The organism is Nitrospira sp. M1 (assembly GCF_965152605.1).
The window spans coordinates 2,708,014-2,732,121 of record NZ_OZ224217.1 but is presented as its reverse complement, the minus strand read 5'-3'; the positions used below and the strand labels follow the sequence as shown (position 1 = coordinate 2,732,121).

28 protein-coding genes and 1 pseudogene are annotated in these 24,108 nt (G+C 46.7%); 21 read left to right on the top strand and 8 right to left on the bottom strand.

The features are described from left to right. Positions 1-42: 42 nt before the first annotated feature. Entirely contained in the window at positions 43-564 is a 522-nt protein-coding gene (locus tag ACWHX8_RS12545; RefSeq protein WP_447968467.1) for a DUF2726 domain-containing protein, read from the top strand. A gap of 637 nt (positions 565-1,201) precedes the next feature. On the opposite strand, the gene ACWHX8_RS12540 is transcribed toward ACWHX8_RS12545, so the two are convergent. After that, entirely contained in the window at positions 1,202-2,269 is a 1,068-nt protein-coding gene (locus ACWHX8_RS12540; RefSeq protein WP_447968466.1) for a 4-oxalomesaconate tautomerase, read from the bottom strand. Between the two features lie 16 nt (positions 2,270-2,285). Then, a complete protein-coding gene (locus ACWHX8_RS12535) occupies positions 2,286-3,188 on the bottom strand; it encodes a DMT family transporter (RefSeq protein ID WP_447968465.1) in 903 nt (300 codons plus the stop codon). A 596-nt stretch (positions 3,189-3,784) separates the two neighbouring features. Here ACWHX8_RS12535 and ACWHX8_RS12530 point away from each other — a divergent pair. The 3 genes and pseudogenes from ACWHX8_RS12530 to ACWHX8_RS12520 form a co-directional block, all read left to right on the top strand. Then, entirely contained in the window at positions 3,785-4,111 is a 327-nt protein-coding gene (locus ACWHX8_RS12530) for a transposase (RefSeq protein WP_447968141.1), read from the top strand. Continuing rightward, a complete protein-coding gene (locus tag ACWHX8_RS12525; protein WP_447968140.1) occupies positions 4,105-5,016 on the top strand; it encodes a transposase in 912 nt (303 codons plus the stop codon). The genes ACWHX8_RS12530 and ACWHX8_RS12525 overlap by 7 nt, the downstream gene beginning before the upstream one ends. Before the next feature lie 308 nt (positions 5,017-5,324). After that, positions 5,325-5,408, top strand: a pseudogene (locus ACWHX8_RS12520) (phosphotyrosine protein phosphatase); the annotation flags it as partial. 123 nt (positions 5,409-5,531) lie between these two features. On the opposite strand, the gene ACWHX8_RS12515 reads toward ACWHX8_RS12520, so the two are convergent. Continuing rightward, positions 5,532-5,831, bottom strand: a complete 300-nt coding sequence (locus ACWHX8_RS12515) for a type II toxin-antitoxin system RelE/ParE family toxin (protein ID WP_447968464.1) — start codon at positions 5,829-5,831, stop codon at positions 5,532-5,534. Beyond that, entirely contained in the window at positions 5,821-6,090 is a 270-nt protein-coding gene (locus tag ACWHX8_RS12510; protein ID WP_447968463.1) for a type II toxin-antitoxin system ParD family antitoxin, read from the bottom strand. Before ACWHX8_RS12510 ends, ACWHX8_RS12515 begins: the two co-directional genes overlap by 11 nt. Positions 6,091-6,362: 272 nt before the next feature. Here ACWHX8_RS12510 and ACWHX8_RS12505 point away from each other — a divergent pair, with 272 nt between their 5' ends. The 6 genes from ACWHX8_RS12505 to def all read left to right on the top strand — a co-directional run bounded on the left by ACWHX8_RS12505 (position 6,363) and on the right by def (position 11,388). Beyond that, on the top strand, positions 6,363-6,650 hold the full coding sequence (locus ACWHX8_RS12505; RefSeq protein ID WP_447968462.1) for a metal-sensitive transcriptional regulator: 288 nt from the start codon (positions 6,363-6,365) through the stop codon (positions 6,648-6,650). A 12-nt stretch (positions 6,651-6,662) separates the two neighbouring features. Beyond that, on the top strand, positions 6,663-6,872 hold the full coding sequence (locus ACWHX8_RS12500; protein ID WP_447968461.1) for a copper ion binding protein: 210 nt from the start codon (positions 6,663-6,665) through the stop codon (positions 6,870-6,872). 124 nt (positions 6,873-6,996) lie between these two features. Continuing rightward, the gene (locus ACWHX8_RS12495) at positions 6,997-9,153 is read left to right on the top strand and encodes a heavy metal translocating P-type ATPase (protein WP_447968460.1); all 2,157 of its coding nucleotides are present in this window, start codon (positions 6,997-6,999) and stop codon (positions 9,151-9,153) included. A gap of 366 nt (positions 9,154-9,519) precedes the next feature. Then, positions 9,520-10,266 carry an SGNH/GDSL hydrolase family protein gene (locus ACWHX8_RS12490; RefSeq protein WP_447968459.1) on the top strand — a complete coding sequence of 249 codons (747 nt, stop codon included), beginning with the start codon at positions 9,520-9,522 and terminating at the stop codon, positions 10,264-10,266. A 90-nt stretch (positions 10,267-10,356) separates the two neighbouring features. Continuing rightward, the gene (locus ACWHX8_RS12485; protein ID WP_447968458.1) at positions 10,357-10,818 is read left to right on the top strand and encodes a metallophosphoesterase family protein; all 462 of its coding nucleotides are present in this window, start codon (positions 10,357-10,359) and stop codon (positions 10,816-10,818) included. Between the two features lie 21 nt (positions 10,819-10,839). Beyond that, positions 10,840-11,388, top strand: coding sequence for a peptide deformylase (def, locus tag ACWHX8_RS12480; protein WP_447968457.1), 549 nt, complete (start codon positions 10,840-10,842; stop codon positions 11,386-11,388). Between the two features lie 27 nt (positions 11,389-11,415). On the opposite strand, the gene ACWHX8_RS12475 is transcribed toward def, so the two are convergent. Beyond that, on the bottom strand, positions 11,416-12,441 hold the full coding sequence (locus ACWHX8_RS12475; RefSeq protein WP_447968456.1) for a hypothetical protein: 1,026 nt from the start codon (positions 12,439-12,441) through the stop codon (positions 11,416-11,418). A gap of 178 nt (positions 12,442-12,619) precedes the next feature. Further along, on the bottom strand, positions 12,620-12,934 hold the full coding sequence (locus tag ACWHX8_RS12470; RefSeq protein WP_447968455.1) for a hypothetical protein: 315 nt from the start codon (positions 12,932-12,934) through the stop codon (positions 12,620-12,622). 339 nt (positions 12,935-13,273) lie between these two features. On the opposite strand from ACWHX8_RS12470, the gene ACWHX8_RS12465 reads away from it, so the two are divergent. Beyond that, entirely contained in the window at positions 13,274-13,972 is a 699-nt protein-coding gene (locus tag ACWHX8_RS12465) for a 2OG-Fe(II) oxygenase (protein WP_447968454.1), read from the top strand. A gap of 6 nt (positions 13,973-13,978) precedes the next feature. Here the strand turns inward: ACWHX8_RS12465 and ACWHX8_RS12460 are convergent, their stop codons facing one another. Then, positions 13,979-14,242 carry a hypothetical protein gene (locus ACWHX8_RS12460; protein WP_447968453.1) on the bottom strand — a complete coding sequence of 88 codons (264 nt, stop codon included), beginning with the start codon at positions 14,240-14,242 and terminating at the stop codon, positions 13,979-13,981. 113 nt (positions 14,243-14,355) lie between these two features. Between ACWHX8_RS12460 and ACWHX8_RS12455 the strand changes: the two genes are divergently transcribed. The 6 genes from ACWHX8_RS12455 (at position 14,356) to ACWHX8_RS12430 (ending at position 17,841) form a co-directional block, all read left to right on the top strand. Further along, positions 14,356-14,706 carry a DUF488 domain-containing protein gene (locus ACWHX8_RS12455; protein ID WP_447968452.1) on the top strand — a complete coding sequence of 117 codons (351 nt, stop codon included), beginning with the start codon at positions 14,356-14,358 and terminating at the stop codon, positions 14,704-14,706. 100 nt (positions 14,707-14,806) lie between these two features. Next, positions 14,807-15,181 carry a PEGA domain-containing protein gene (locus ACWHX8_RS12450; RefSeq protein ID WP_447968451.1) on the top strand — a complete coding sequence of 125 codons (375 nt, stop codon included), beginning with the start codon at positions 14,807-14,809 and terminating at the stop codon, positions 15,179-15,181. Positions 15,182-15,366: 185 nt separating this feature from the next. After that, positions 15,367-15,801, top strand: coding sequence for a hypothetical protein (locus ACWHX8_RS12445; RefSeq protein ID WP_447968450.1), 435 nt, complete (start codon positions 15,367-15,369; stop codon positions 15,799-15,801). 14 nt (positions 15,802-15,815) lie between these two features. Further along, positions 15,816-16,046, top strand: coding sequence for a hypothetical protein (locus ACWHX8_RS12440; RefSeq protein ID WP_447968449.1), 231 nt, complete (start codon positions 15,816-15,818; stop codon positions 16,044-16,046). Positions 16,047-16,354: 308 nt separating this feature from the next. Further along, complete coding sequence (locus ACWHX8_RS12435) at positions 16,355-16,675, top strand: hypothetical protein (protein WP_447968448.1); 321 nt, start codon at positions 16,355-16,357, stop codon at positions 16,673-16,675. Between the two features lie 395 nt (positions 16,676-17,070). Next, positions 17,071-17,841, top strand: coding sequence for a DUF547 domain-containing protein (locus tag ACWHX8_RS12430; protein ID WP_447968447.1), 771 nt, complete (start codon positions 17,071-17,073; stop codon positions 17,839-17,841). 34 nt (positions 17,842-17,875) lie between these two features. On the opposite strand, the gene ACWHX8_RS12425 is transcribed toward ACWHX8_RS12430, so the two are convergent. Further along, positions 17,876-20,194 carry a 6-phosphofructokinase gene (locus ACWHX8_RS12425; RefSeq protein WP_447968446.1) on the bottom strand — a complete coding sequence of 773 codons (2,319 nt, stop codon included), beginning with the start codon at positions 20,192-20,194 and terminating at the stop codon, positions 17,876-17,878. 456 nt (positions 20,195-20,650) lie between these two features. On the opposite strand from ACWHX8_RS12425, the gene pyk reads away from it, so the two are divergent. The 4 genes from pyk (at position 20,651) to ACWHX8_RS12405 (ending at position 24,041) form a co-directional block, all read left to right on the top strand. Continuing rightward, complete coding sequence (gene pyk, locus ACWHX8_RS12420) at positions 20,651-22,051, top strand: pyruvate kinase (RefSeq protein WP_447968445.1); 1,401 nt, start codon at positions 20,651-20,653, stop codon at positions 22,049-22,051. Positions 22,052-22,499: 448 nt separating this feature from the next. After that, on the top strand, positions 22,500-22,730 hold the full coding sequence (locus ACWHX8_RS12415) for a ribbon-helix-helix domain-containing protein (RefSeq protein ID WP_447968444.1): 231 nt from the start codon (positions 22,500-22,502) through the stop codon (positions 22,728-22,730). Position 22,731: 1 nt separating this feature from the next. Next, positions 22,732-23,043 (top strand): type II toxin-antitoxin system PemK/MazF family toxin, encoded by a 312-nt coding sequence (locus tag ACWHX8_RS12410; RefSeq protein WP_447968443.1) that lies wholly within the window; start codon positions 22,732-22,734, stop codon positions 23,041-23,043. 155 nt (positions 23,044-23,198) lie between these two features. Beyond that, positions 23,199-24,041, top strand: a complete 843-nt coding sequence (locus ACWHX8_RS12405; protein WP_447968442.1) for a hypothetical protein — start codon at positions 23,199-23,201, stop codon at positions 24,039-24,041. Positions 24,042-24,108: the final 67 nt, after the last annotated feature.

Genomic DNA, 24,108 nt, shown 5'->3' with positions numbered 1-24,108 from the left:
TCTTTTGTGAGTTTATTCAAATATGTGTAGCGCGAGCGTATCGTGAACGACCTCTGGGTCCCCGTGGTAGTTGGCCTTCTCTTCATCGGGGGACTTGGCCTGCTTCTATCCTGGATTAGAGCGAGGAGTGCCCGAGAGGGGTCGGAGTTATCGGACTACGAGCGAATTGAAGTGCTGATGTCTCCCGCGGAGCGGTCGCTCTTCGGTGTCCTGAAGACTGTGGCTGGCGATGAGTTTGAGATCTTCGCGAAAGTTCGCATGGCCGACGTGTTGACACCGAGTCGACGGTTAGATCCTTCTCGGCGTCGTAGTGCTTTGAATCGAATAATCTCAAAACACTTCGACTACGTCGTTTGCGCGGCAGATGATCTCCGTGTGTTGTGTGCTGTCGAGCTTGATGACCGTAGCCATCGTCGCCAGGACAGACGAGAGAGGGACGATTTCGTCAGCTCAACGTGCGCCGCAGTCGGCCTTCCGTTAGTACGCGTAAAGGCCGCACCGCAATACTCTGCAGCGTCGCTCGGCGAACAAATCCGGCTTGCAGTCCGAGGAGAATCCTCGTGACACATAACCAGGGGTTCGAGTGCGCTACGGCCTACGGCGGACAACCAGTCCGCTACGCGGGTTGTCTGCCCCTGAGCGCAGCGTTAGACGGTAAGAGGAATTAACCAAGATTCAATGTCAGCTTCTTATTGGGGTCGAGTCTAGTTTTATAAAGTTATATTGCCATGGGTGGGTCGTAATGGGTAGTTAGAGGATACATTCGAGGGATGGGTCAATAATTGCTAGCAATGGTGAGAAAGCGAAGTCTGCTCGGTTTTTCTTCACCTTTGTTACTATAAAACTAGAAATAAGGGAGTTGGTCAACATGTGGGATATTGGATCGAGCAACGCCCATCTCTTAAGCGTCTTTTAGGTAAGCTGATCAAGAGCATCTTGATGCTTTGAACGGGGTAGGGAGGCATATCTTTGACTTCAAGGTTCTTGATGCCTTTTCGTAGCCATTACTCCGTACATGGTAAGAGCTAATGCGTGGTGTTTTTCTGTCATCGGATCCGGTATAGGAGAGCGTGTCAAAAAGAAGAATGTTCATCATAGGGGAACAAAGAAAATATTATAAAACTAGTCTTGACCCTAAGTTAATATAAAAAACGAAATTTTAACATGTTATTTTTATATAGGATTATTTAGTTTTCAATCTTTATACCATTACTTCACCAGCAAACAAGGGCCTTGCTGTCCTAATAAACGAGACTTTAGGTATTTCTATTTTTGACCCAGTTGTCTCTTTATGAACTACAGCATCTATTTTCCCAGCAGGGTGCTCAACAGCAATCTGCTGGGAAGCATGCTGGGGCGATACATTGCTGGTGACTTGGCAAGCGACTGATCCGGGAACGAAGCAAGCTGCAGCTATGCAAATTGCCCCAGTAACGGCATGTGTAGGATGGCAGTCATAAGGTGTGAAATAACGTGAAGTAATATTGCCATTAAATTGGGGTTTAGATAGTAGCGCCATTTTAGGGGTAACAGACTGGCTAACATCTCCCATACCCATTAGACGTGCGGCGTGTTGGCGTATATCTTCCATTTTTCTAATAAGCTCTTTATCTGAATCTAGCTCTTGCTTAGTTTCGTAGCCCGATTTGCCGAATGATTTTGCTAGCATCATTACTACAGGTACAGAAACATCAATACATGAAGTTTCTATATTATCGATAACATCTAGGCTATTTCCTGTAGGAAGAAGCTTGCCAGTTTTTGTGCCGACTGAATCAAAAAAACTTAGTTCTATCGGAGCACTTTGACCGGGGACGCCATCAATTGTCGCTTCTCCATCAAAGTTTAATTTACCCTCTGGTGTTTGAACTTTGGCTTCAATGACAACATTCGTATTTTGATTATGTATACGTACAATTGTTTCGTTGCCTTGGACTTTGACTAAACCTTTCGCAATAGCAAAAGGACCAACACCAGAAAGCATATTCCCACAATTTAAGCTCGAATCAACTCGAGATTCACCAACGAGGACTTGGCAAAATAAGTAGTCAACATCAATGCCCTTTCGTGTCGATGGACTGATAATTGCGACTTTACTTGAAACACTACTTCCGCCACCAATGCCATCTATTTGAGATTGATGCGGTGACCCCATTATTTTTAATAACATTTGCTCACGTTCATCAGGGTCGTTAGGTAAGTCAGAAGAGAGAAAAAACGGTCCTTTAGAAGTGCCGCCACGCATTAAAATACAAGGGATTCCTTTCATGATGGTAACTCCTAGGTTAGGTATTATTTTTACTAAATAATGCACTCGTAACAATTAGAATGGCGCCAGATATGACTTCAATGTCAGGCAAGTGGTGATAAAAGAAAACATCAAATAATCCTGCAACTAAAATAGAAATATAGATTAGCGGCGCAATGCTCGCAGGGTCTTGTACTTGTTGATACGCTTTACCGCGAAAAAACTGATTGCCTAGACTGGCTAAACCCACGAGTATGAGCAGTCCAAGTACTGGTACTGAAAAAGAAATAGTGGGTGCTAGTGCTTTGAGCTCGGCCTCGATATCAGCAAGACCAAAATAAATCACAGACAACAGTGTAGAAAATAGATACACGAACAGCATGACATGGCTATTTTTCTCTTTTTTAGCAGAGCTATGCAGAAGAAGCTGTGAGATGGATAAGCAAAATCCAGACAGTAAACCAACTAACACGTAAGGATTGAGCACACCATTTTCAACATGAAGCATTAAGCCAACACCGATAGCGCCGATTAATGTAGCAATTAAAGGCTGTATGCTTCCCCTTTTATTTTTGAAAAGAGAGTATGCAGCAATAAAAATTGGCCCTGTACTATAAAGGATTGTTGCTTCAGCAAGTGAAAGGTGGATTATTGATATGAACAATAAAAATTGAGCAAGTGTTAAAAATACCGCGCGGATAAAATGTGTTTTCACATTTGTTAATTGTAAGTAACCCCATGCTTGATATACCGTAAAAAAAATGATCAAGAATATGAGTGGGATAGCAAAACGTGCCAGTAATGTAACTTGTACGCTGGTGTGATGCATGGCAAGTTTTGAAAAAAATCCAGCAGAGGCAATGCAAATTGTTGAGATAATCATATAAACAATTGCTGTTTGTTGAGATAATGAACTTTTGATACTTTCAATGGCTTTCACCGTGAAAACTCCTCTTCAGAAGGATAATTATTCTTCAAGCTTTCTATTAGTGGTTTAAATTGAAAAGGACACGAATCCAAAGAGGTAACGGACAAATTAGTGCTGTCTTCAAGGCCAATACGCCAGTGCTTTTGACGTGTTGTTTTATGAAACAATGAAAATATTTGGTCCCACCAAATAAAGAGGAAGCCATAATTCGAATCTGTATCTTTACGTAACGCATGGCGGTGAACTGAATGTTGTTTAGGTGTCGTGATTATTAAAGATAATATAATTGTGATCTCATATAAGTTAGTCGACGAGACTCAAAAAAAGGTTGTAGTTTTTATGAAGGTAATCTTGGAAGGGCGGCAGGGGGATTGATGGACCTATGCAGACTGTAAAACGGTATTCTGCCCTCCTTGAAAGTGAAACCACCTTTAAAACATGACCCATCTCTGGGTCTTACCCAACAAAAGGACAAAAAGTTTTATAGCTACCTAAGTACCAGCTTCTATTCTCTACTCACTCTCCGCTATTTGCACCATTGCTGTGGATTGCCTCGGTAATTGATTGGACACTTTAAATTGCGTATTTTATGGCAATTGGAGGTGTCGATGAAACTCAGCAAACACAAGCGTTGGAATGCTAGCCGGAAAGCCGAGGTGGTGCTTGTTCTACTTAAGGGGGCGTCACTGGAAGAAGTGAGTCGGCTGACGGGTCAGCCGGCGTATGTGCTCAAGAAATGGCAGGAGAGCTTCATGCAGGGTGGCGAGGCCACCTTTCATACTGGCGAGTCAGCTAAGGAGAAGGCTCTGGAAGCGGAGAACCGGTCGCTGAAAGCCAAGGTGGGGTCCCTGGTTATGGATAACGACTTGCTGTATGCAAAGATCGATCGTCTGGAGGATGGCGTCCCTTTGCACTTGAGGAAATCGAAGTGTTGAGCGAGACCTGTTCGATTTCCACAAAGCGCCGGTATGGATGGTCTCGTATATGCGATGTGTGGGGCATCCCACGTTCAACCGTATATGACTGGCTGCAACGTCGACGAGTTGCCGGGAACGCGGTCAAGCAGCGTGGCCGACGTCCGCTGGTGAGTAATGAGGATTTGATGGTCGCGATCAGGCAAGTGCTCGCTGGGTCGTCACAGGTGAGCTTCCCTGGCGAAGGGTATCGCAAGGTGTGGGCGCGACTGCGGCATCGCGGCTTGCGAGCAGACAAGGAACGGGTGCGGCGGCTTATGGGGCAACATCAGCTCTTGGCGCCTGTCCGAGGAGGGTCGCCTAACGGCCCCCGAGTGCATGATGGGTCAATTATTCCGATGGCTCCCAATCTGATGTGGGGCACAGATGCCACAGCCACGTGGACACTCAAGCAGGGCCAGGTGACCGTCTTTGCCGTCCTTGAGCACTTTACCGGCGAGTGTCTCGGCCTTCATGCAGCCAAGTACGGTACACGCCATGAAGCCTTAGAGCCCATTCGCCAAGCGGTCAACCATGTGTTTGGGACCTACGAGGCCAAAGTCGCCAAGGGGGTGCTCGTGCGCCATGATCATGGCAGTCAATATATCAGTCACGACTTTCAGGCCGAGCTAGCCTTCCTTGGCCTGGAGGCATCTCCGAGCTTTGTGCGAAGTCCAGAAGGTAATGGGGTGAGCGAACGATTCTTTCGTACGCTCAAGGAACAATTGTTGTGGCTTCAGGATTACGACGATGAAGAGCACTTGAGAGGGGCGCTGTACGAATTCAGAGAACGCTACAATGCGAACTGGATTCTACAACGCCATGCATACCGTACGCCCCAACAAGTGCGACAGGAATGGAACCGGAAGGCCAAGATGGCTTCCTAAATACGTGTCCGATTAATTGCAGGCGCTACAGCTGGTTCTGCGTAAATAGCAAAAATAAATGAAACCCGATGGGTTTTCCTTTCGTCCAAGGTGTGAAATCCCAATACAATAGACTATTCTTGTCTGGCGACCCCAGAGGGTTTCTTTCTTTTCGTCATGTCTTGTTGAAAATGTCCGTTCCTGGCCGATCTTAGACGGTTTCGTGACGGTTTTAGTACTCGAATGAATGTCCACTTTTCAAGCGAGACTCAGGCAATTCCGACTCTGTATGTCAGGTCAGTTGTCACAGCTATTACATCTAGCCATGTATGAAGCACCTTCTCTTCATTTGCAGTCAAAACCGATTGTGTAGCCCAACAGCAGAGGTTGTGTTTTCAAGTTATGATGGAGTTGGAAAAAGTGGACATTTTCCTTTTTTCACTCGGACGATCTCAGTAAGATTTGCAGCAATTGGTGGACGTGCCGGTCAGCAAAGACGAAGTGTATTTTATTCTGTAGACAATGTGGAGAGCGAGCTATTCAGCAGATGGTAAGTGACGCGGAGGATCCATGTTCTTATGGAGGATCCGGATAATGAGAATGTCAGAGCTTTTGATCGTATAAATGATTAGGTGGCTTTTATGCTGATAAATGCGAACTGGCGGATTAAATTCAGAACGCTCGCGGCAGATAAGCGGCGTTTGTGTCAAGATGGAAAAGCAATGTAGTAATTCCTGAGCGTATTTGTCAGCTTGAATCTCACCGAATGTAAAAAAGCTATAGTCATAAATAATATCTAAATCGTTTTCGGCTTCGGGTGTCAGTTTATAGGCCATGTTTTGCAGCCTTGGCTTTGGCCTTGGCGCGGGCCTCCTTGATAACATCTTCTACGTTACGATCACTAATCCCGCTTTCAATTCCCTTGGTTATGGCAGTTTGCAGGGCTTTGATTTGATCCTGCTCGTTTTGGTCACGTCGGATCAGATCACGAACATAATCGCTTGCACTACTATATTGTCCTCTTTCTTCAACTTGAGCTTCGACCCAGTCCTTCATAGGATCGGGAACGGAAATATTCATCGTCGCCATAATCATGTTTCCTTTCCCTTGCATTATGGCAGGTTATGACAATTTTTGCCAATATTTTCTGGCAAGGCTACAACGGTATCGACTTTCTGGACCCAGTGGATTGTATTAAAGAATTCACGAATTGAATCCTCCCGTCTTCGTTCGCCAAGTTTTGCCTCAAAAACAAGAGTATTAAAATGAAAGAAACCGCCGTATTATCGATGTGATATATGAAATCCTGTGCGACATTAAAGTTGAGGTCTTGACCTACCCCACCTGGGGTGGGATATGATGTGGGTATGAAAGACGAACATAAGAAAACCGCGATGAATCGTTTGAAGACCGTGCGAGGGCATATTGATGCCGTGATCAATATGGTTGAAGAAGAACGGTATTGTCCAGAAGTCATGAAGCAGGTTTCTGCACTGCAAGGGTCTTTAGAGAAAGTGAATCGGATTCTTTTGCAAAATCATATCGAAACCTGTGTCATGCATGCGGTTAAAGAAGGGCGCTCAGAAGAAATTGTTGATGAGTTATTAGAAACACTACGATATACGAATAAAGTCACTGGTCCCAATAACAAGTAAAGGAGAATTCTGATGGCATATGTCACACTTTCCGTCCCTGATATTTCTTGTGATCATTGCAAGCAATCCATCGAAGGTGCCTTGAAGGTGGTCGAAGGCGTTAGCGCGGTGGAAGTGCATGTGCCGGAAAAAACCGTGGATGTAAGTTTTGACGACACGAAAGTTCAACAGGGGATTCTTACTAAAACCATTGAGGATCAAGGGTATACAATAAAGAACTGAATTCCTGTCGCTCGTCGCTCGTCGCTTGTATCTCGTATTTCGTTTAGGATGAGAAATGATAATCTTTTTTTTCGAGAGACGAGCCACGATTCACGAGATACGACTGTAGTCTTGTAGGAAAATTATGAGTCAACAAGTTCTTGAAACGGTGAGTTTTGATGTGAAGGGAATGACCTGCGCATCGTGTGCGAGTCGTATCCAACGCGTTCTCGCCAAACAGGACGGGGTTCATGAAGCCACGGTGAACTTTGCCGGCCATGAAGCTCGCGCGGTACTCGCCCCAGGTGTTGACGTCACCGGATTACAGGCGGCCATTGAAAAAATTGGCTATGACATCAAACTCGTCAATGCAAACGAAGAGCGCGAAAGTATTGTTGAGCGCTATTCCCAGGAAGCGCTGACTCAGCGGCGCAATCTATTGCTTGCAGCGATGTTTACTCTTCCGCTGATGGTAGTGGCCATGGCGATGGATGAATCCATGGCGACTCGCCTGGCGCAATGGCTTCTTGCGACTCCTGTCGTCTTTATCTTCGGGTGGCAATTCCACCAACTGACGTTCAAGCGGTTGGCGACGTTGGATGCGACAATGGATACCTTAATTTCTGTAGGCACGCTCACGGCGTGGGGGTATTCGGTTTGGGCGTTGTTGACGGATCATGAAATATTTTTTGAAACATCAGCCATGATCGTTACGCTCATTCTCTTGGGCCGATATTTCGAAGCCCGCGCAAAGGGCCGAGCCTCACAGGCGATTGCTCGTTTGCTTGAATTGGGTGCGAAAGAGGCTCGTGTCATTCGAGATGGTCAAGAAGTTATGATTCCGGCCCCAGAGCTTCGGCACGGCGAGCATGTCGTGGTGTTTCCAGGAGAGAAAATCCCGACAGACGGGAATATCGTTAGTGGACAGTCTTCGATAGACGAAAGCATGCTCACCGGGGAATCGATGCCCGTAGATCGTCAAGTTGGCGATCATGTGTTCGGAGCGACCATCAATCAGCAGGGCCGGCTGGAAATAGAAGTAACCCAAATTGGTAGTCAGACGGCTTTGGCCAAAATCATTCAACTGGTGGAAGATGCGCAAGCCTCGAAGGCTCCTGTTGAAAAAATGGTTGATCAAATCTCTGGCGTGTTTGTTCCTGTCGTGATTCTCATTGCCCTTGCAGTATTAGCCGGTTGGTGGTTCGGAACGGGTGATGTGGCGACGGCTATCCGCAATGGTGTGGCCGTATTGATTATTGCATGCCCCTGTGCGCTGGGGCTCGCGACGCCAACGGCTATCATGGTCGGGAGCGGAAGAGGCGCCGAACTTGGCATTCTCTTTAAAAATGCAGAAGTCTTTGAGCAGGCTCGAGCTATTGATACTGTAGTATTTGATAAAACAGGCACCTTGACGCATGGGGCCATGACGCTCACGGATGTAAAAACGGATAGTGAAGAAGCACGCTTTTTATACCTTGTCGGAACTATTGAGGCGGCAAGTGGACATTCGATAGGAAAAGGCGTGGCGCTTGGCGTGGAGGAACGGAACATCGAACTTGGTACACCTGAAACATTAGATAGTGTTACTGGAAAAGGGGTGGTAGGAAGAGTCGACGGGACCGAGGTGATCGTGGGGAAACGAGAGCTGATGGTGGAACGTGATTTGGATATTCCAAGTCACTTCATGACAATCTTGCAGGAATGGGAAGAAGAGGGGAAAACCGCGTTCTTGGCAGGATGGGATGGATCTGTTCGTGGGATTTTAGCCGTGGCGGACACTGTTCGTCCAACAGCTGCTCAAACGGTTTCCGACTTACATGGCATGGGGTCGGATACGGTGATGCTCACAGGGGACAATCGGCAGACTGCAGAAGCCATTGCCACGCAGGCGGGTATGACCAAGGTCATTGCTGAAGTGTTGCCGAATGAGAAGGCTGATCATGTCAATCGGTTGCGGACAGAAGGAAAGACGGTCGCATTCGTTGGTGATGGGATTAACGATGCGCCTGCACTGAGTACGGCTGATCTTGGCATTGCTGTTGGTACGGGTACCGATGTGGCCATTGAGGCCGGAGATATTGTGCTGATGTCCGGGGAGCCATCGTTAGTGGTCACCGCACTGCAATTGGCGCGAGCGACATTCAAGACCATTCGTCAAAATTTATTTTGGGCATTCTTTTATAATGTTGCTGCGATTCCTCTAGCCGCGGCTGGATTTCTCAATCCCATGATGGCGGCAGGTGCCATGGCTTTCTCCAGCGTGTCAGTCGTCATGAATTCTCTTCGTTTACGAAAGTTTTAGATAACGTCTACCACGACCTTTTTCTCTACGACCATCTCTCTTCTGTCGTGTAATTCTTTGAGCCATTCAAGAAACTTGTAGATAGATATCTTTGGACTCACTTGCCCGTTTATCGAGCTATTTTTACTAGCCAGTTCGCTATCTTCTGAGCGTCACTCATATTTGGTCTTCCGTTTTACAATTGCTACTATTACTTTTCTACAGGATTTTAAATATGCTTGGGACTACTACTATTGCGAAACCAAATAACTTTCAACCGAATGTACATCATGTACACAGCGCAAAAACACACGTCGTACAGACGGAAGTAAATTGGAGCGGCTATAGTAATGTGTCGTGCTATACCCTCAACACATCGTGTTGTCTATGAAAACTCAGGCAATAGGGATTGAAGCCCTTCGGTATCTGATGCTTGGATGGGATCGGTACGTCATGAATCCGTTTGTCAGGGTTTGGCCGAAACGAGCCGGTAAGAAAATTTTATGTTTTGGCGACTCCAATACATGGGGTTCTATTCCCGTTACAGGATTACGGTATCCATTCCGGGTTCGTTGGCCCGGCGTACTTCAATCGGAATTGGGGAAGGGTTTTGTGATTATTGAAGAGGGTCGAAATGGGCGGACGACGGTCCTGGACGATCCCAATCAACGTGGGTGTAACGGGAAGCCGGCCTTGAAGCTGACATTACATGTTCATTACCCGTTGGATCTGGTTATTCTATTACTGGGGACCAATGATCTGAAGAACTCTTTTGATCGAGATGCTGAAGATATTGCACAAGGCGTGCAGGAACTTGGACGAATCGTATTGTCGAATGATCAGTCGTCAAGAGGAATAGCTCCGATGCTCCTACTGGTTGCTCCGCCAATGGTGAGGGGGGAGGCACATCCTTCAGGTTTTTTTCGAGGGGCCGACTTGAAGTCATCTTTTCTTGCTGAACAGTATCGAGTGGTCGCCAGTCGTTTGGGATGCGAGTTTTTTGACGCAGGAACGATTATTCAATCCTCGCTTGAGGATGGAGTTCATTGGAATAAAGAGGCACATGAAATGTTGGGCCGAGGATTGGCTCAATGCGTGAAGGCCACTTTGGTGAGTAGAGAGACCGTATGTTAAAAACCCGTGTGTCACGATTGTTCATCACATGTTCTCTGAATTTGTTATGACGGACGCGCGAAACCTTCTTTTTAGTTTGCGATGAAGAACATGACAACTGTTGGTGTGATTTCGGATACCCATGGACTCATACGTCCAGAAGCGCTTGCTGGGTTGGAAGGCTCGGAGTTGATTCTTCATGCGGGTGACATTGGGAGTGCTGCAGTCCTTGAGAGATTACAAGACATTGCCCCGGTGTATGCCGTGCGAGGGAACAATGATCGAGATGTCTGGAGTCGAGACATTCCATTGACTCAACGGGTTGAGGTTGGTTCGCATGCATTCTATGTGCTTCATGAGATAGAGCAACTGAACTTTGATCCCTCTGCCGTTGGGGTGAGCGTGATCATTTCTGGACATTCTCACAAACCACTCGCCGAAAAGCGAACCGGCGTCCTGTACCTCAATCCTGGGAGTGCCGGACCTCGGCGGTTTAGGCTTCCTGTCACAGTTGCTCGACTGTATGTGAAGAAAGAGTCACTCGATTATGAAATTGTTGAATTGTCGGTGTGATAAGTAAAGGATCGTGTCGTAATGGCGCTGTTAAAAATTGCTCGGTTAGGACATCCGGCCATTCGGGCTGGCAGTGAGATCATGACGGCGGGGGCCTGTGCCCGAGAAGATTTCAACATATTTCTAGAAAATCTTGTTGATACCATGCGCGATGCGAATGGTGTGGGGATTGCCGCTCCGCAAGTTCATGTGTTGGAGCGTGTGATTGCGATAGAGGTTGATCCGCAGAACCCCCGGTATCCCGATTATCCCCATGTACCGTTGACTATTTTAATCAATCCCCAGCTTGTTGCTCATTCCACGGAAACGAATGAGGATTGGGAAGGGTGTTTGAGTGTGCCAGAATTACGAGGCCGCGTTCCTCGCTGGACTTCGGTTCAGGTCCAGGCGATTGACCGGGAAGGGCGAACGGTTGACTTCACCGCCGAAGGATTTCATGCCCGTGTGCTACAACATGAAATCGATCACTTGGAGGGCAAGGTCTTCCTTGACCGAATGCGTGATTTTTCAACCTTGACACACCTGCATGAATACCAACAGTTTTGGCGAACATTGGAACGTCCGAGGTGATTGTCTGTTTGGACTTGTCGATGATTCTCATGGCTTTTCACGTTCGTCTTTTTCAGACAAGGTCTCTTGGCTGCTACAGCCAGTGACGGATTCGACGACGCCTTGCGCGTCAAAGTTGACTTTTGATGTGCCGTAAGCCCAGGTGTCGTAACGCTCATTGGCGTAAGAATGTTTTTCACCTGAGGGTTGTCCTAAGACTTTCTTGACGTCAGCGGGCGCCATTCCAGGTGAAACAAATTGACAGGCCATGTGTCCTGTTTTTCTGAGGCGCGTAAGAATGGCTTGTTGTATGCGTTGAAGTTCTTCTTCATTCTCCTGAAGTTTTCCTTCGGTTTCCTTCAAACTCTGAAGCTTGAGCCGTTGTGCATCGCCCTTCGTTGTATATTGCTCTAACAGTTGGTTGACCTGTTTCATCTGTTCGTCAATTGAGGTGAACTTTTCTTCCAGTGTCAGTTCAAGTTGAGTGATCTCCGCCTGCCGTTTATCAAGTTCTTGTGTTTGTTGGGCATACCCCTGTTGTTTTTGTGTGATGTGGTCAATGAGTGTATCAAGCAAAGCGGTCTGTTCATCGATGGTCTGCTGTCTTTTGAGTAAGACCTTCTGAATGTTGGCGAGTTGCTCTTCCGAGGCTTCGAGCTTAACGGCTTGTGCCTGGCGTTGAGCATGGAGGCGTGTTTGTGCTTCCAGGATCGCCGAGGTAGGAATGCGGAGAAGTTGAAACACATTCACCGATCCATTGGGATTCTTTTCGACGTAGGAGTGACGCGTCTCTACTTCCAACTGTTCTGCGTCAATTTCGGAGATCTTCGCAAAATTCATCAACTCAAGCTTTCCATGGACCAAGGCCTGTTGTTTGGCCTCTGGTAACGAATTCATGTTGGAAACCGTTCCGACAAGATAGATAAATTCGCCTTCAATATACGAGGACGATTGTGTCCAAAACGGACGAGCCGCGTGTGTTGGTTCAACGCCGATCGATATCAGCGACAGAATGGTGAAGAGGATTCCCGCATACATGGCTTGTTGGGATGTTGATGCATGTTGTGTGTGCATAAGTGAGGTCTGGTGGTTATTGATGATAGGCAAGAATACGATTGTCTTATAGTAGAATACCGTATTGATTACGTGATGCAAAGGGATGAAGCTTTTGCCTAGAATAAGATTGAGCCACGATAGAGTACCCTCAATTGTTATTGAGGGTATCGTATGGCCATGTATGCGGATTGACCGATTACAGCGGTATTTTGGGAGGAGTGGACATGTCACGAAATGAGAGAATGTGGCGATGGCCTTTCCCGTCATCCTTGATGATGAGTTCAATTGCCGTACCCTTAGGCAGCGTTTGCAGTTCTTCGAATTGGGTCGTGTTCGTCGGGTGAACGGCGAGAGTCGGTTCACCGGGAACGAATTGCCAATCCTTGGTAAAAAGCGGGCGATCGTCTGATCGTTCTTCCCAGTCAAGCCAAATGATTTCTTCTTCGACTTCAATATATCGGAGTTTCCCTCGAATGCCGGTAGGCTCCTGAAAGTCGAGTATATGATCCAAGAAGGTATCAAGGGGATGAGGTTCCGTTTCCAATGCATGGCCGGATACACTGAAGAGCAGGTAAAAGGAAATACATAGGGCCGTTGTTCTGAATTGGAAAGATGAAAAAAGCGACGGCATGAGCATGACCTCACAGAGAGTAAGGCGTATGGTCTTAGGGAGGCAGACTTGCTGATTGTATTAAATCATGTCTGTCAGTCTGAGCACAAGGAGACTTGTGTCATGAGGGTGAAGAGAGGATGATAGAATGCTGTGAGTTGAGCAAAACGTGAAACGCACTGTCCCGAACGGCCTTGTTCGTTGTCTTGCGCATGGCTGTTCTGATGCTGGTGGAAATTGATGATTATGCCTATTGGTCTTGATTGGAAAAGAATTGAGCAGACGTTTCGATTGCTCGGCTATGCGCAGATCCCAAAGGTCCTGGACCAGCGTGCCTGTTTGGACCTTATTCACAATTATCGGGATGACCGGAACTTTCGAAAACGTATTGTCATGGAGCGGCATAACTTTGGCGTAGGAGATTATGCCTATTTTGCCGATCCGCTTCCTCCCTTCATTGCACAACTTCGAACGGAGTTGTATCGAGGGTTGGCTCCAATGGCGAACCATATGATGGAAGCTATGCATCAAGAGCATCGGTATCCCAACACGCTTCGGCAATTTCTCGCGCAATGTCACGCACAGGGGCAGACACAACCCACGCCTTTGATCTTGCATTACGAAACAGGGGGAATGAATCGTTTACACCGTGACGTCTATGGTCCCACGATCTTTCCCTTTCAGGTGCTGGTCATGCTCAATCAAAAAGGTTGTGACTTTGAAGGTGGGGAATTCGTGTTGGTTGAACATCGTCCAAGGCAGCAATCCTTAGCAACGGTGCTTACCCCTGATCAAGGAGACCTTGTGATTTTTCCAGTCTGTGAACGACCGATTGAGGGCAAGCGGGGAATGTTGCGTGCCGGTATTCGCCATGGTGTGAGCCTGATTCATTCAGGCGAACGGTGGGTCTTAGGCGTTATTTTTCATGATGCGCCATAAGTGTTGTTAGCCATGGGGGTTTTCTCTGAGTCGGTCGTATTGAGGTTTTCCGAAATCTTTCCACAACATAAACAGTAGCCAACATATGGCAACTGTAGAAATGATCTGTGCCATGATCCAGACACCATTGCCTCCGCTGGTCCCAGCCATCATGAGATAGGAGTTGAAAAAGAAGGACAGGAAGTCAGCAAGAAATCCCCTGAAATACATCGCACCGAGGAGTGTGGCGAGTGCCGCAAAGAACAAGAGCCCGAGATGAAGTATTTTCATGATAAATGAGTAGAGTCCCCCGTTGGTTGTCCTGTTCCTGTTTTCAGTAATAAGCTAGAATGGGTTGATGGGAGTCGTCAGTACATGAACCTTGTCACTGGTTGATAGTACCAATGTCTATCGCGTTAAAGCGAGTGTACGAAAAGCCCACGAACCGTGATGGGTATCGCGTGTTGGTTGAACGTCTTTGGCCACGTGGTCTATCGAAAGAACAGGCTCACATTGACCTGTGGTTACAAGACGCGGCACCTTCTACGACCTTACGAAAGTGGTTCAGCCATGATCCAGGCAAATGGCATGAATTCAAACAACGGTATTTTGCAGAACTCGCTCAGCAGTCAGCCGTGCTAGAAGAGATTGGAGTGTTAGCGACAACACAGCGAGTGACCTTTGTCTATGCGTCAAAAGAGGAGCAGTATAATAACGCCGTTGCCTTAAAGGAATATATAGAACATGATCGGTGAGGACGCGTGACTGCGTGGTTTCTTGAGTTCAATGAATTGGTATGCTACAAGCGGTACCCTATGAACGCTGTTTTATTTCTTGTTAGCTGAGGGAGGATTTATGCAACGATTTCGTAATCATCAGACATCAAGCATGATCGCACTCGTGCTGATTGGTCTTCTGTTCATACAAGGATGTCTCCAGACGTCGAGAATTAATACCGATCCTCCCGGTGCGCAAGTCACGTTGAATGGTGCGCCGCTAGGTGAAACTCCAGTCTATCACAACACGCGTGCGGGAATTCCTAAAACTTACTTTCTTGAAATTGAAAGGCCGGGTTGTAAGAAAGTTGAAACCAAGCTCGAATCTGCTTATCGAGCAGATCTTTCTCTTGCCCTCTTGATTCCAGGGATCGTGCCGTATTTTTTCAGCGCACGGTTAGAGGATGATTATAAATATACGCTGTTACCGGCGGGCAGCAAGGCCAAGTGTTGATTTCGACGTACCCCTTTGTTGACTATCCAACAAGGGGGTCGTTGTTGGCTGGAAATTGAAAGCTCAAGCGGTATGGCTTTTCTGAATTCAGCGTACGTTGTTCTCCTGTTGTGTTCGTTCTGAAAGCTGAATCTGTCTCACATGCATTGGGAATTTTTCCAGAGAAACTATTATCGCCACATCCCATGTCTTCATCGTCTCAAGTTTCCTCAATCAAGAAGCCATATCATTGGCTTGTTCCTCTTCTTTTCATTGGAATGCTTCTGCTGGGTGTTGTCTTTCTACAATTAACAGAGTCGTATCTCCAAGATAGTAAGCCGTCCTCACAAGAGTCTCCGCCGGAAGTCTTCGGTCGCTCCACTATTCTCGTTGTGTTTATTGCGATGGCGGCTGGGTTTCCGGCTATCGGTATCGGGACATACTTGCTCTATAATGGCACCCAGATTCAAGCGACTCAGAAGTACGCTTTGTCTAAGGCTCAGATGAGAGATGATTTCCCAAGCAGAAAAGATTCTCGCTCCTCACTGAAAGGCCAGGCACTGATGATCTCTGGTGGGATCATTATCATGAGTGGATTGAGCCTACCGATTCTTGCGTGGTGGTTGGCGGAAAATTTGTAAGGGAGACGTTTTTTATGATTGTGACACTTCATCGTATTATCAAATCGTGTTTCATCTTGGTGATACTCAGTCTGATGTTCTTTATGATTATGGGATGCAACGTTGAAAAAGGTGTCTATGATTCGATGCAGGATTGGAAAGAACAGGAATGTTTTCGTGATCCTTCCAGGAACTCACCCGAATGTCTCGAACAAGGTGATTCCTACGAAGCCTATGAGCGTCAGCGACAACGCACAAATCCATGAGTTGTACCCATTTCATTTGAAGAACGTGGGTGTGATGAACGTTTGCAGTATGGGGTTTATCCCTAGGCTCTGCTCGTGACTTTTCTGCTAACTTTGAGTTCCTATTCCTTCTGAGTGTATGGTTTTCCCTTCATGGAATCTTCCCCGTCTTGCATGATCCCTCGCCTTGCATGTATCTAACTCATTGTCCTTTCGTGAGAAAATTTTCGGTATTCCATTTGTGCTTTTAGTGGCAAAATATTTGCTGCTGTAATACGTATGGTCTCTGAGTTCTCATTGGTCCATTTATTCAGTAGGGGGAAGATATTATGAAATATACATTACTGACCGTTGTTCTATTGATGGGACTGCCTTTCTTGCTTCATGCCGGGCAAGGTGATGCGATGCCTGGAATGGCTTCTCAGGGAATCGTTCGTTTGCCTTCCCCAGGAATGGTCGAGCAAACATTTGATCGAATGCGTGGCACCTCTCCTAGGCCGCATACGAGTCGTCCGTTCAAGTGGACGTCACCGAGAATTGACACAGCACCGCGAGAAACGCTGAGTACCGAACAGAAACTTCCAACTAGAGATGAGCCACTCGATAACGCGACTCACGTGAAACCCTCTGGTCAGTATCTGACTCGGTGATCAATCAATCCTTCGTTTTCTCGCTGTTCATTGAGGAGATACGAAGGATTGCGTGAGTAGGTCTACCTTCGCAAGTGAGAATGATATGAGACGTTGTCTTGTGTATTGCTCGTGCGTCTCTCTTCATTTCGGCCTTGCTGTTCATTGCTGTCTCACCACAGACCTGCTTCTCTCCTTTTACACATAAACGCTTGAGTTTACCTACACATTCGTCTTCGTTATGTCTCGCTTCATTATCGTATGAGGGTAGGAGTGCGATGTGATAGTGGGGACCCATGTAATGTTTTTCGATGTTCCGAGACTTCCTAATACGAAACCTTGCATATGTTGTGCATGGTAAGTGATGCGGGACTTTAGTCATGTGTAGATAGAGATAGAGAATGGAGAGTGCGGTCATGAAATTTCAGTTCCTAAAACGGATTTCCGTATGTGTGATCTTGGTAGTTTTTGCTACGCAACCTGCGTGGGCTTTTGATTTTTCGACGTGGGATAGCTTATTAAAGAAATATGTGAAGGAGACGACAATTGATGGCGTCAACCTTCATGGTGTGTATTATCAGAAACTTGCACAAGATCCTGCGTATAGGAATTTAGTGAACGATTTAGAAACGGCCTCGCTCTCTGACCTTCGAACGACACAAGACAAATTAGCATTTTGGATCAATGTGTATAACATCATGGCTGTGAAGATGGTCCTCGACCACTATCCTGTGGAGAGTATTAAAGATGCAGGAAGTTTCTTTCAGGCTGTGTGGAAAAAAGACGTTGGAACGGTTGGGGGAAAAACGAGAACGCTCAATGAAATCGAACATGAAATTTTGCGCAAGTTGAGTGAACCACGAATTCACGTTGCCATTGTCTGTGCTTCAGTCAGTTGTCCGGATCTTCGAACGGAAGCCTATAGGGTGAAAGATCTGAATGCGCAGCTTGATGATCAACTGCAGAAGTTTCTCGCCAATAAAGACAAAGGACTTCGCGTAAACCGTGCAAAGAACCAAGTCTATCTCTCGTCAATTTTCAAATGGTTCAAAGAGGACTTTGATTCTAAGGGGGGCGTGATTGCGTTCATCACTCCCATTGCCCCTGATGATATGCAGGCTACGTTAAAGAACGGAAAGCTTCGTATCTCTTATTTGGATTATAACTGGGATCTCAATGAGCGTTGAGTCATTTGATTGCGGAATCGTATCTGGGTTGTTGTTATGACAATTCAGTTCCGTGCATTCGAGCAAAGAGCTCCCAGTCAAATGGCTTGGGTGCGAGGGCATGCAAGGGGATCGGTTGGATAATTCCGGAATCGCGATAGGCCAACATGCACCCGATAACGTGTTCGGGCTGTTCGAGCAACCGCCGAATGGCTTCATAAGCTAAGTGTTGCGCCATGGTTTTATCCACTGGAGTCGGAGAGGCCCCTCGTAAGGTATGGCCAAGAATGGTCGCTTTGGTCGCGACGGAAAGAGGGTATGAGCCAGGCCGAGTTTGCAGGTGAGTCCACCGAGAAATTCTTCCGGCAACATAGTCTACCAGACCATGCACTCCACCTTCAGGATGATGATGATGTGGCGTGCGTTCGGCCACAATAATGATGTGGCTTTTATTTCGAACGCCCAAGGTCTGTTTTAGTGTGCCTAAAATGACATCTTCGATGTAAGCATCAGGATCCGGATGTTCATTGACTAAGAGTCCCTCGGCTCGTGCTTGGTAGGCACACATTAACGCGAGGTGACCGGACCCGGCTCCCATGACCTCGACAAAAAACACACTACCCATGGCAGCGCTGGTCGCTTTCAATGATTCAATAGACTGGTTGGCGAGAGCGACCGCAGATTGAAGCCCGAGTGATGTTGTTCCGGCGATATTGTCATCGATGGATCCCGGAATGCCCACAACCTGTACCCCAAATCGTTCAAAGATCGCGCGAGAACCGCGCATGCTGCCGTCGCCCCCCATGACAATTAACGCTCCATCTTCCATGTAGGGGGTGAGGTGATGGATGGCTGCTCTTTGGGCTTCCTCCTCCTTGAAAATTTCAAATCGGCTGCTTCCAATTGGGCTGCTGGCGTGATTACTCATGCCACGGGTGTCTTCCTCCGTCACTCGTTCAATCCAATTATTCGCTAACCCCAGGAAGCCGTGATGAGCAAAATAGACTTCCAGGCCTAACCGGTTTCCTGTGACGCGGAGTTCCTTCAATGCTGCACCAGCTCCAGCAAAATCTCCACCAGACACTAACGCAACGAGACGCTTCATTCGACGTGGTTTCAGGGTTACCTTTGTCCGCCGTTCTTGTTCCACCGTCATCCACGCCTTACGGATTGCCCGTTCTCGCTCCGACAATCCCACGGCGGTAGAATATCCTGATAATTGTCCATGCTCGAAGGTAAGAAGGACGACGTTATCTTGTCCTTCTTTATAGGCTCCAAATTCTGAAAACGCTTCACTGAATGGGCGGGGGTCTAGAAAAATTAACAAGGCACGCAAAGTCGAGCTATGCGTATACAAGCAGAGAACCTTTCCCTGATGTGTTTGTCCCAATTGATGAAATCCATCGACTAACTCGATGTAGAGTTCGAAAAACGAATGGCCTCCCGGATAACTGTACAGCGGATGTTTAATCAGACGTTGTGCCGTGTTTGTGTCGACGCCAAAGGCTTTGGCGGCTTCTTCGACTTCGGTCGTTTTCTCAATGCCTGTCGCCCATCCAAAGTCCTGTGATTCTAACGCCCATTCGGTAATAGGCTGGGTGGTTTCGGCTGTTTCAGGCGCAAGGATGGAGACGACCTGTTCAAAGAGCTGGCGGGTATTAGGACTTTGACTCACCATATGGACAAAGGAATTGGAGTCCAGGTAGTTGTGCAGATGGAGGAAGTCTAGTTGTTGGCCTACTAGACCCAATGTCCGGGCCAGGGCAGTCCCGATTGCCTCAGCTTTGGGGATTCCCTTTTCAGGATCAAGTATGTTGCGGAATCTTCGTCCAACACGAAATTTCTTACTGTCCATCTGGGAGACTCCGTGCCGCATGGTGAAAAACAATGTGCGAGCGCGTAAATCTCTGGGCATTAACCAGTATCGATCGTCGCCAATATCAAGGACGATCCGTCCTTCCGCTAAATTGGGGGTCATATGTTCTCGAGGCACGATAGCCACGGGGCGGCGGCGTATGGGTTTTTTTGTGGCCCCAATCGGCGCACGCAATAAAGGCGACAGTCCACCTTTGGCTAGCAGCTGATTCCACGCAGCAAAAAACACCAATGCATCGCCCCCGCAGGCTTCCTGAATGAGCGTCTGCCTTGCATGGCTGTATGATGCAGCATTGGCAAACCCGACTTGGGCATCTTTCACGAATGCGGTTATGGCGTTCATGGCTTCTTGAGCGCGTTGTGGACGGTCTTTGACTTGAGACGGAAGAGGTGGAACCTCAGCTCCTTGTACAGGCGGACAGTGCGCTATTGTCTCTCCGTAGGAGAGAAGCCCATCAATAGTCACAAAATCCAATGATTGACTGTTGTCTTCAGTCATTTCTTACCTCATCAGTGTGCCCAGTTCATGATCCACGAAATACGGAGTATGATTATAGCTGATTCAATGAATGTCCGTACCCTTGAAGCGTGTGATGCCACGTTGAACGTTCTATACTTGAACACCTGTAGTCAACACATCAATCGGCATCTGATGCCAGCTTAGGCGGCATTTCACACGCTCTCCGTTATCCAACTACCGTGTTCAAGCATACATGCTGTACATGTGGATTCGCTATAATACTACTGTTTTTGTTCTCGAGCGTAAACCTCGCGCGGAGTCTGAGTTTTGACGATAACGCGGTCGTCAGGAAGATATCACAATTTCTCGGGAGTGACGTTTCGGACGATGACTCCATTTTTCTAACATGTACACGACGTACAGGGTTTCGAGCATCCTCACTGCATTTGCAAATCCCTCAAAATAAGCGATAATTCACTTTTCACGGAGAGTCTTATGCAAAAAACACGAATTATCTGCACCATTGGGCCAGTCACAGAATCTTATGAGATGCTTCGGAAAATGTATGATGCCGGGATGAATATTGTTCGTCTCAACATGTCCCATGGAAGCCACGAATCGCATGCCAAAGTCATTAAGCACATCAAAACGCTGAATAAAAAGGTGGAGTATCCGATTCCAATACTCTTAGACACGCAAGGTCCGGAAATTCGTACAGGGGATTTGTCGATTGATCTCAATCTCAAGCAAGGCACGATTGTGTCTATCTCCGCACGTGGGCCTATGGATGTGGAGGAAAGTTCTATTCATATTAATTATGCGGATTTAATGGAGACCGTGAATGTGGGCGATAAGATTACCGTGGATAATGGGTTGATCAATTTTGAGGTTCTGGAAAAACAGGATCGGCTCATGCAGTGCCGCGTGCTTGATGGAGGGGTGTTGAAGAGTAAACGTCATGTCAATTTACCAGGGATTCGTGTCAACCTTCCGGCAATTACGCAGAAGGACGAAAAAGATATTGCGTTTGGGTTAGCTGCCGATGTGGATTTTATTGCACTTTCGTTTGTGCGAGAAGCTGACGATGTTCAGAAATTGCGACATCTCATGGGCAACAAAAATAGAAAGATCAAAGTCATTGCCAAGATTGAGGATCAGGAAGGTGTTCGCAACCTTGAAGAAATTATTGAAGAATCGGATGGCATCATGGTGGCGCGTGGAGATTTAGGTGCAGAAATCGATTTGGAGGATTTACCAAATGTACAGCGCAGAATTGTCCGACTCTGTGCTGAAGCTGGCAAGCGCGTGATTGTCGCAACTCATTTGTTGGAGTCGATGATTCATAATCCGATTCCCACGCGTGCTGAAGTTACAGATGTGGCGAATGCGATCTATGAAGAAGTTGATGCCGTCATGTTGTCAGGAGAAACGACGGTGGGAAAATATCCACTAAAATGCGTTGAACATTTAAAGAAAATTGCCATAAAAACGGAAGCCATTCCGGGCTTACAGTTTGCGAAACAGTTACGGCAGACAACTGACAAGCAGCAATTAGCGGTCGCGGCCGTTCAACTTGCGGAAGGATTGAAAGCGAAGGGAGTTGTGGTAATCACTCGACGAGGCCTTATGGCAGACTTTGTGTCAAATTGCCGTCCCTTTTCCACAAACATTTATACCTTTACCAACGGGAGTCAATCCCGTCGGACGATGACTTTGAATAGAGGCGTGTATCCATTTCGAATTGATTTCAGCTCAGACCCGGAAAAAACGTTACAAACCGCATTTAGGATTTTAAAAGCCCGTGAGCATTTTCAGTCGGGTGAAAAAGTCGTTATCATCTCAGACGTCTTAGCCCAACAGCGAGTGGACTCCATTCAAATCCGTGAAATTCCATGAATGCATCTTCTTCTGTACGGCAATTAAAAGGCAATACGTTGTGGGTAGTATGAAGCATTAGGGGGCGTATCACTCGGAATGGAAGAATTAAGGGTTGCTTGCAAGCTTCCATTGAAAAAACCTCAGGATATTCCGCAACAAATTGAACCCAACAAACGATGTACGACTTACTATTTCCCAAAATATGAAATGGACTCGTGTTTTTTCTCTCACGTTTGTCTCTATCTTTTTGTATTGTATGTACGAGGTATGATTTCCGGGGTAAGGTGAGGTCTACATGGATATCTATGTTTTGCAATATGACCAAGTCTAAATTCTTGAGTACCTCCTTCCAACTTAGCTTTGCCTGAACTCATCAGGGGGAGAGCAATGGTGGCTCATATTTACACAGATCATTCGTGTGGAGTATAATAGCTATAACTATAGCTATTAAGAGATCGGAGGTGTGATGAAGACAGTGCAAATGACTTTAGATGAAGGTCTTCTTGTTGCAGTGGATAAAGCCGCTCAAAAGATAGGCACAACACGCTCGGGTTTTACACGTGACGCACTGCGATTGGCATTGGAGAAGCTTCGAACGACAGACGCTGAACGAAAGCATCGTGCTGGGTATCGGCGAAAGCCTGTTAAAGCAAAAGAGTTCAGCGATTGGGAAGATGAACAGGTATGGGTAGAGTGAGATGAAGCATGGGGACATCCATTGGTACCGATTTTCCAAACCGGACAAGAAACGACCGGTGGTGATTCTCACACGAGACTCTGTATTGGAGTGGTTGTCTGAAGTGACGGTGGCCCCGATTACCTCCACCATTCGTGACATTCCATCTGAAGTGGCGTTGACTACGGCCGACGGGATGCCAAAATCCTGTGCAATAAACTTCGATCATCTTCAAACCGTGTCAAAAAGTAAAATCGGTCCTCGCATTGCTTCGTTAAGCACCAGTAAGTTGGCCAATGCACGGGCCGCGTGTCTATTCGCGTTAGGATTTTAAGTACGATTGCTAGTGAAGGAAGAAGAGATAGACTCAATTTTGACACCAAAGTTGAGTCGTGTGCAGATTCACGAAGTCGTAGAGCGGTACAAGTGTCTCATTTTTATCTTCCATAAGTCCGTGTGTCTTTCGCATTTCTCGTTAAAGGTTTTGATATGACTCAAGGATTTTCACATACTAATCGCAGTGAGTATGTCTTTACTTCATTCCTGATCGCCTGTCCCATTATGGCTAGTCAAGTTACAGTTGATCGTTATCCTGATGAGACGGAGCAATTTCCAGATGTGGTGACAACATTGAATGGGTGTGAAGTCTGGTGGGAGCTTGGAGAGTGGCTCAACCCAAAACAAATGCAAGCAGCAATGAAACTAAAGGATTTACGCTCGAAGCTTCGGGCTACTTTCGATGGACTTGATAATCTGACAAGGCATGTCATGCGATGCACATTACAACTTCGCAGGACAATGGAAGACCTGTCCGATAATTTGGCCCCAAAATGCTGCAAAGAGTTGTCCGACCTACTTCTTGACGCTGATGCGCTCCTACAGACTCAAGGTCAACTATCGGAACCAATTCTCTACCCAAAGGTCAAAGAGTATCAGGTGTTAGCAAAATTCATCGATCGTATTTGGATTTGGAAGAAGAGTGAACAGCAAGATAGGTTTTCTTCGGTTCCTTGGATAATGTTCCAAGATCCTGGAGGTTCATATGATCCAGAAGAAGCGAATTCAGCTCTTAAGAAAGTGGTCACGAAAAAGGTAAGCAGATATGCCCTTACCTTTGATAGAGATGTACGACTCATTATTCACTACGGTCAAGCCTATGCATACAATACGCCTTTTGAAAGTCCAACTCATCTCACCTTCAAAGAATTGGCACAAAAGTGTGCAGATTGGTTATCCTATCTTCCTCCTTCTGCATTCAGAAAAGTATATTTGCTAGATGAATGTAAACGGGAGGCTTATGAGTTAGCGCCTTTGTTCTGTAGTTGTGAATGATTGGATGATTAGGTATTTTGATTTCTTGAATATCCGCTTTCAAAGATTCCTTGGTGCTGTGTGAGAG

Coding starts and splice junctions, on each gene's coding strand:
- ACWHX8_RS12415 (WP_447968444.1), top strand. CDS start 22,500: ATGAAGACAGTGCAAATGACTTTAGATGAAGGTCTTCTTGTTGCAGTG.
- ACWHX8_RS12450 (WP_447968451.1), top strand. CDS start 14,807: ATGCAACGATTTCGTAATCATCAGACATCAAGCATGATCGCACTCGTG.
- ACWHX8_RS12540 (WP_447968466.1), bottom strand. CDS start 2,269: ATGAAAGGAATCCCTTGTATTTTAATGCGTGGCGGCACTTCTAAAGGA.
- ACWHX8_RS12505 (WP_447968462.1), top strand. CDS start 6,363: ATGAAAGACGAACATAAGAAAACCGCGATGAATCGTTTGAAGACCGTG.
- ACWHX8_RS12510 (WP_447968463.1), bottom strand. CDS start 6,090: ATGATTATGGCGACGATGAATATTTCCGTTCCCGATCCTATGAAGGAC.
- pyk (WP_447968445.1), top strand. CDS start 20,651: ATGCAAAAAACACGAATTATCTGCACCATTGGGCCAGTCACAGAATCT.
- ACWHX8_RS12465 (WP_447968454.1), top strand. CDS start 13,274: ATGATTATGCCTATTGGTCTTGATTGGAAAAGAATTGAGCAGACGTTT.
- ACWHX8_RS12500 (WP_447968461.1), top strand. CDS start 6,663: ATGGCATATGTCACACTTTCCGTCCCTGATATTTCTTGTGATCATTGC.
- ACWHX8_RS12460 (WP_447968453.1), bottom strand. CDS start 14,242: ATGAAAATACTTCATCTCGGGCTCTTGTTCTTTGCGGCACTCGCCACA.
- ACWHX8_RS12485 (WP_447968458.1), top strand. CDS start 10,357: ATGACAACTGTTGGTGTGATTTCGGATACCCATGGACTCATACGTCCA.
- ACWHX8_RS12455 (WP_447968452.1), top strand. CDS start 14,356: ATGTCTATCGCGTTAAAGCGAGTGTACGAAAAGCCCACGAACCGTGAT.
- ACWHX8_RS12445 (WP_447968450.1), top strand. CDS start 15,367: ATGTCTTCATCGTCTCAAGTTTCCTCAATCAAGAAGCCATATCATTGG.
- ACWHX8_RS12425 (WP_447968446.1), bottom strand. CDS start 20,194: ATGACTGAAGACAACAGTCAATCATTGGATTTTGTGACTATTGATGGG.
- ACWHX8_RS12405 (WP_447968442.1), top strand. CDS start 23,199: ATGACTCAAGGATTTTCACATACTAATCGCAGTGAGTATGTCTTTACT.
- ACWHX8_RS12475 (WP_447968456.1), bottom strand. CDS start 12,441: ATGCACACACAACATGCATCAACATCCCAACAAGCCATGTATGCGGGA.
- ACWHX8_RS12430 (WP_447968447.1), top strand. CDS start 17,071: ATGAAATTTCAGTTCCTAAAACGGATTTCCGTATGTGTGATCTTGGTA.
- def (WP_447968457.1), top strand. CDS start 10,840: ATGGCGCTGTTAAAAATTGCTCGGTTAGGACATCCGGCCATTCGGGCT.
- ACWHX8_RS12435 (WP_447968448.1), top strand. CDS start 16,355: ATGAAATATACATTACTGACCGTTGTTCTATTGATGGGACTGCCTTTC.
- ACWHX8_RS12440 (WP_447968449.1), top strand. CDS start 15,816: ATGATTGTGACACTTCATCGTATTATCAAATCGTGTTTCATCTTGGTG.
- ACWHX8_RS12515 (WP_447968464.1), bottom strand. CDS start 5,831: ATGGCCTATAAACTGACACCCGAAGCCGAAAACGATTTAGATATTATT.
- ACWHX8_RS12495 (WP_447968460.1), top strand. CDS start 6,997: ATGAGTCAACAAGTTCTTGAAACGGTGAGTTTTGATGTGAAGGGAATG.
- ACWHX8_RS12530 (WP_447968141.1), top strand. CDS start 3,785: ATGAAACTCAGCAAACACAAGCGTTGGAATGCTAGCCGGAAAGCCGAG.
- ACWHX8_RS12490 (WP_447968459.1), top strand. CDS start 9,520: ATGAAAACTCAGGCAATAGGGATTGAAGCCCTTCGGTATCTGATGCTT.
- ACWHX8_RS12410 (WP_447968443.1), top strand. CDS start 22,732: ATGAAGCATGGGGACATCCATTGGTACCGATTTTCCAAACCGGACAAG.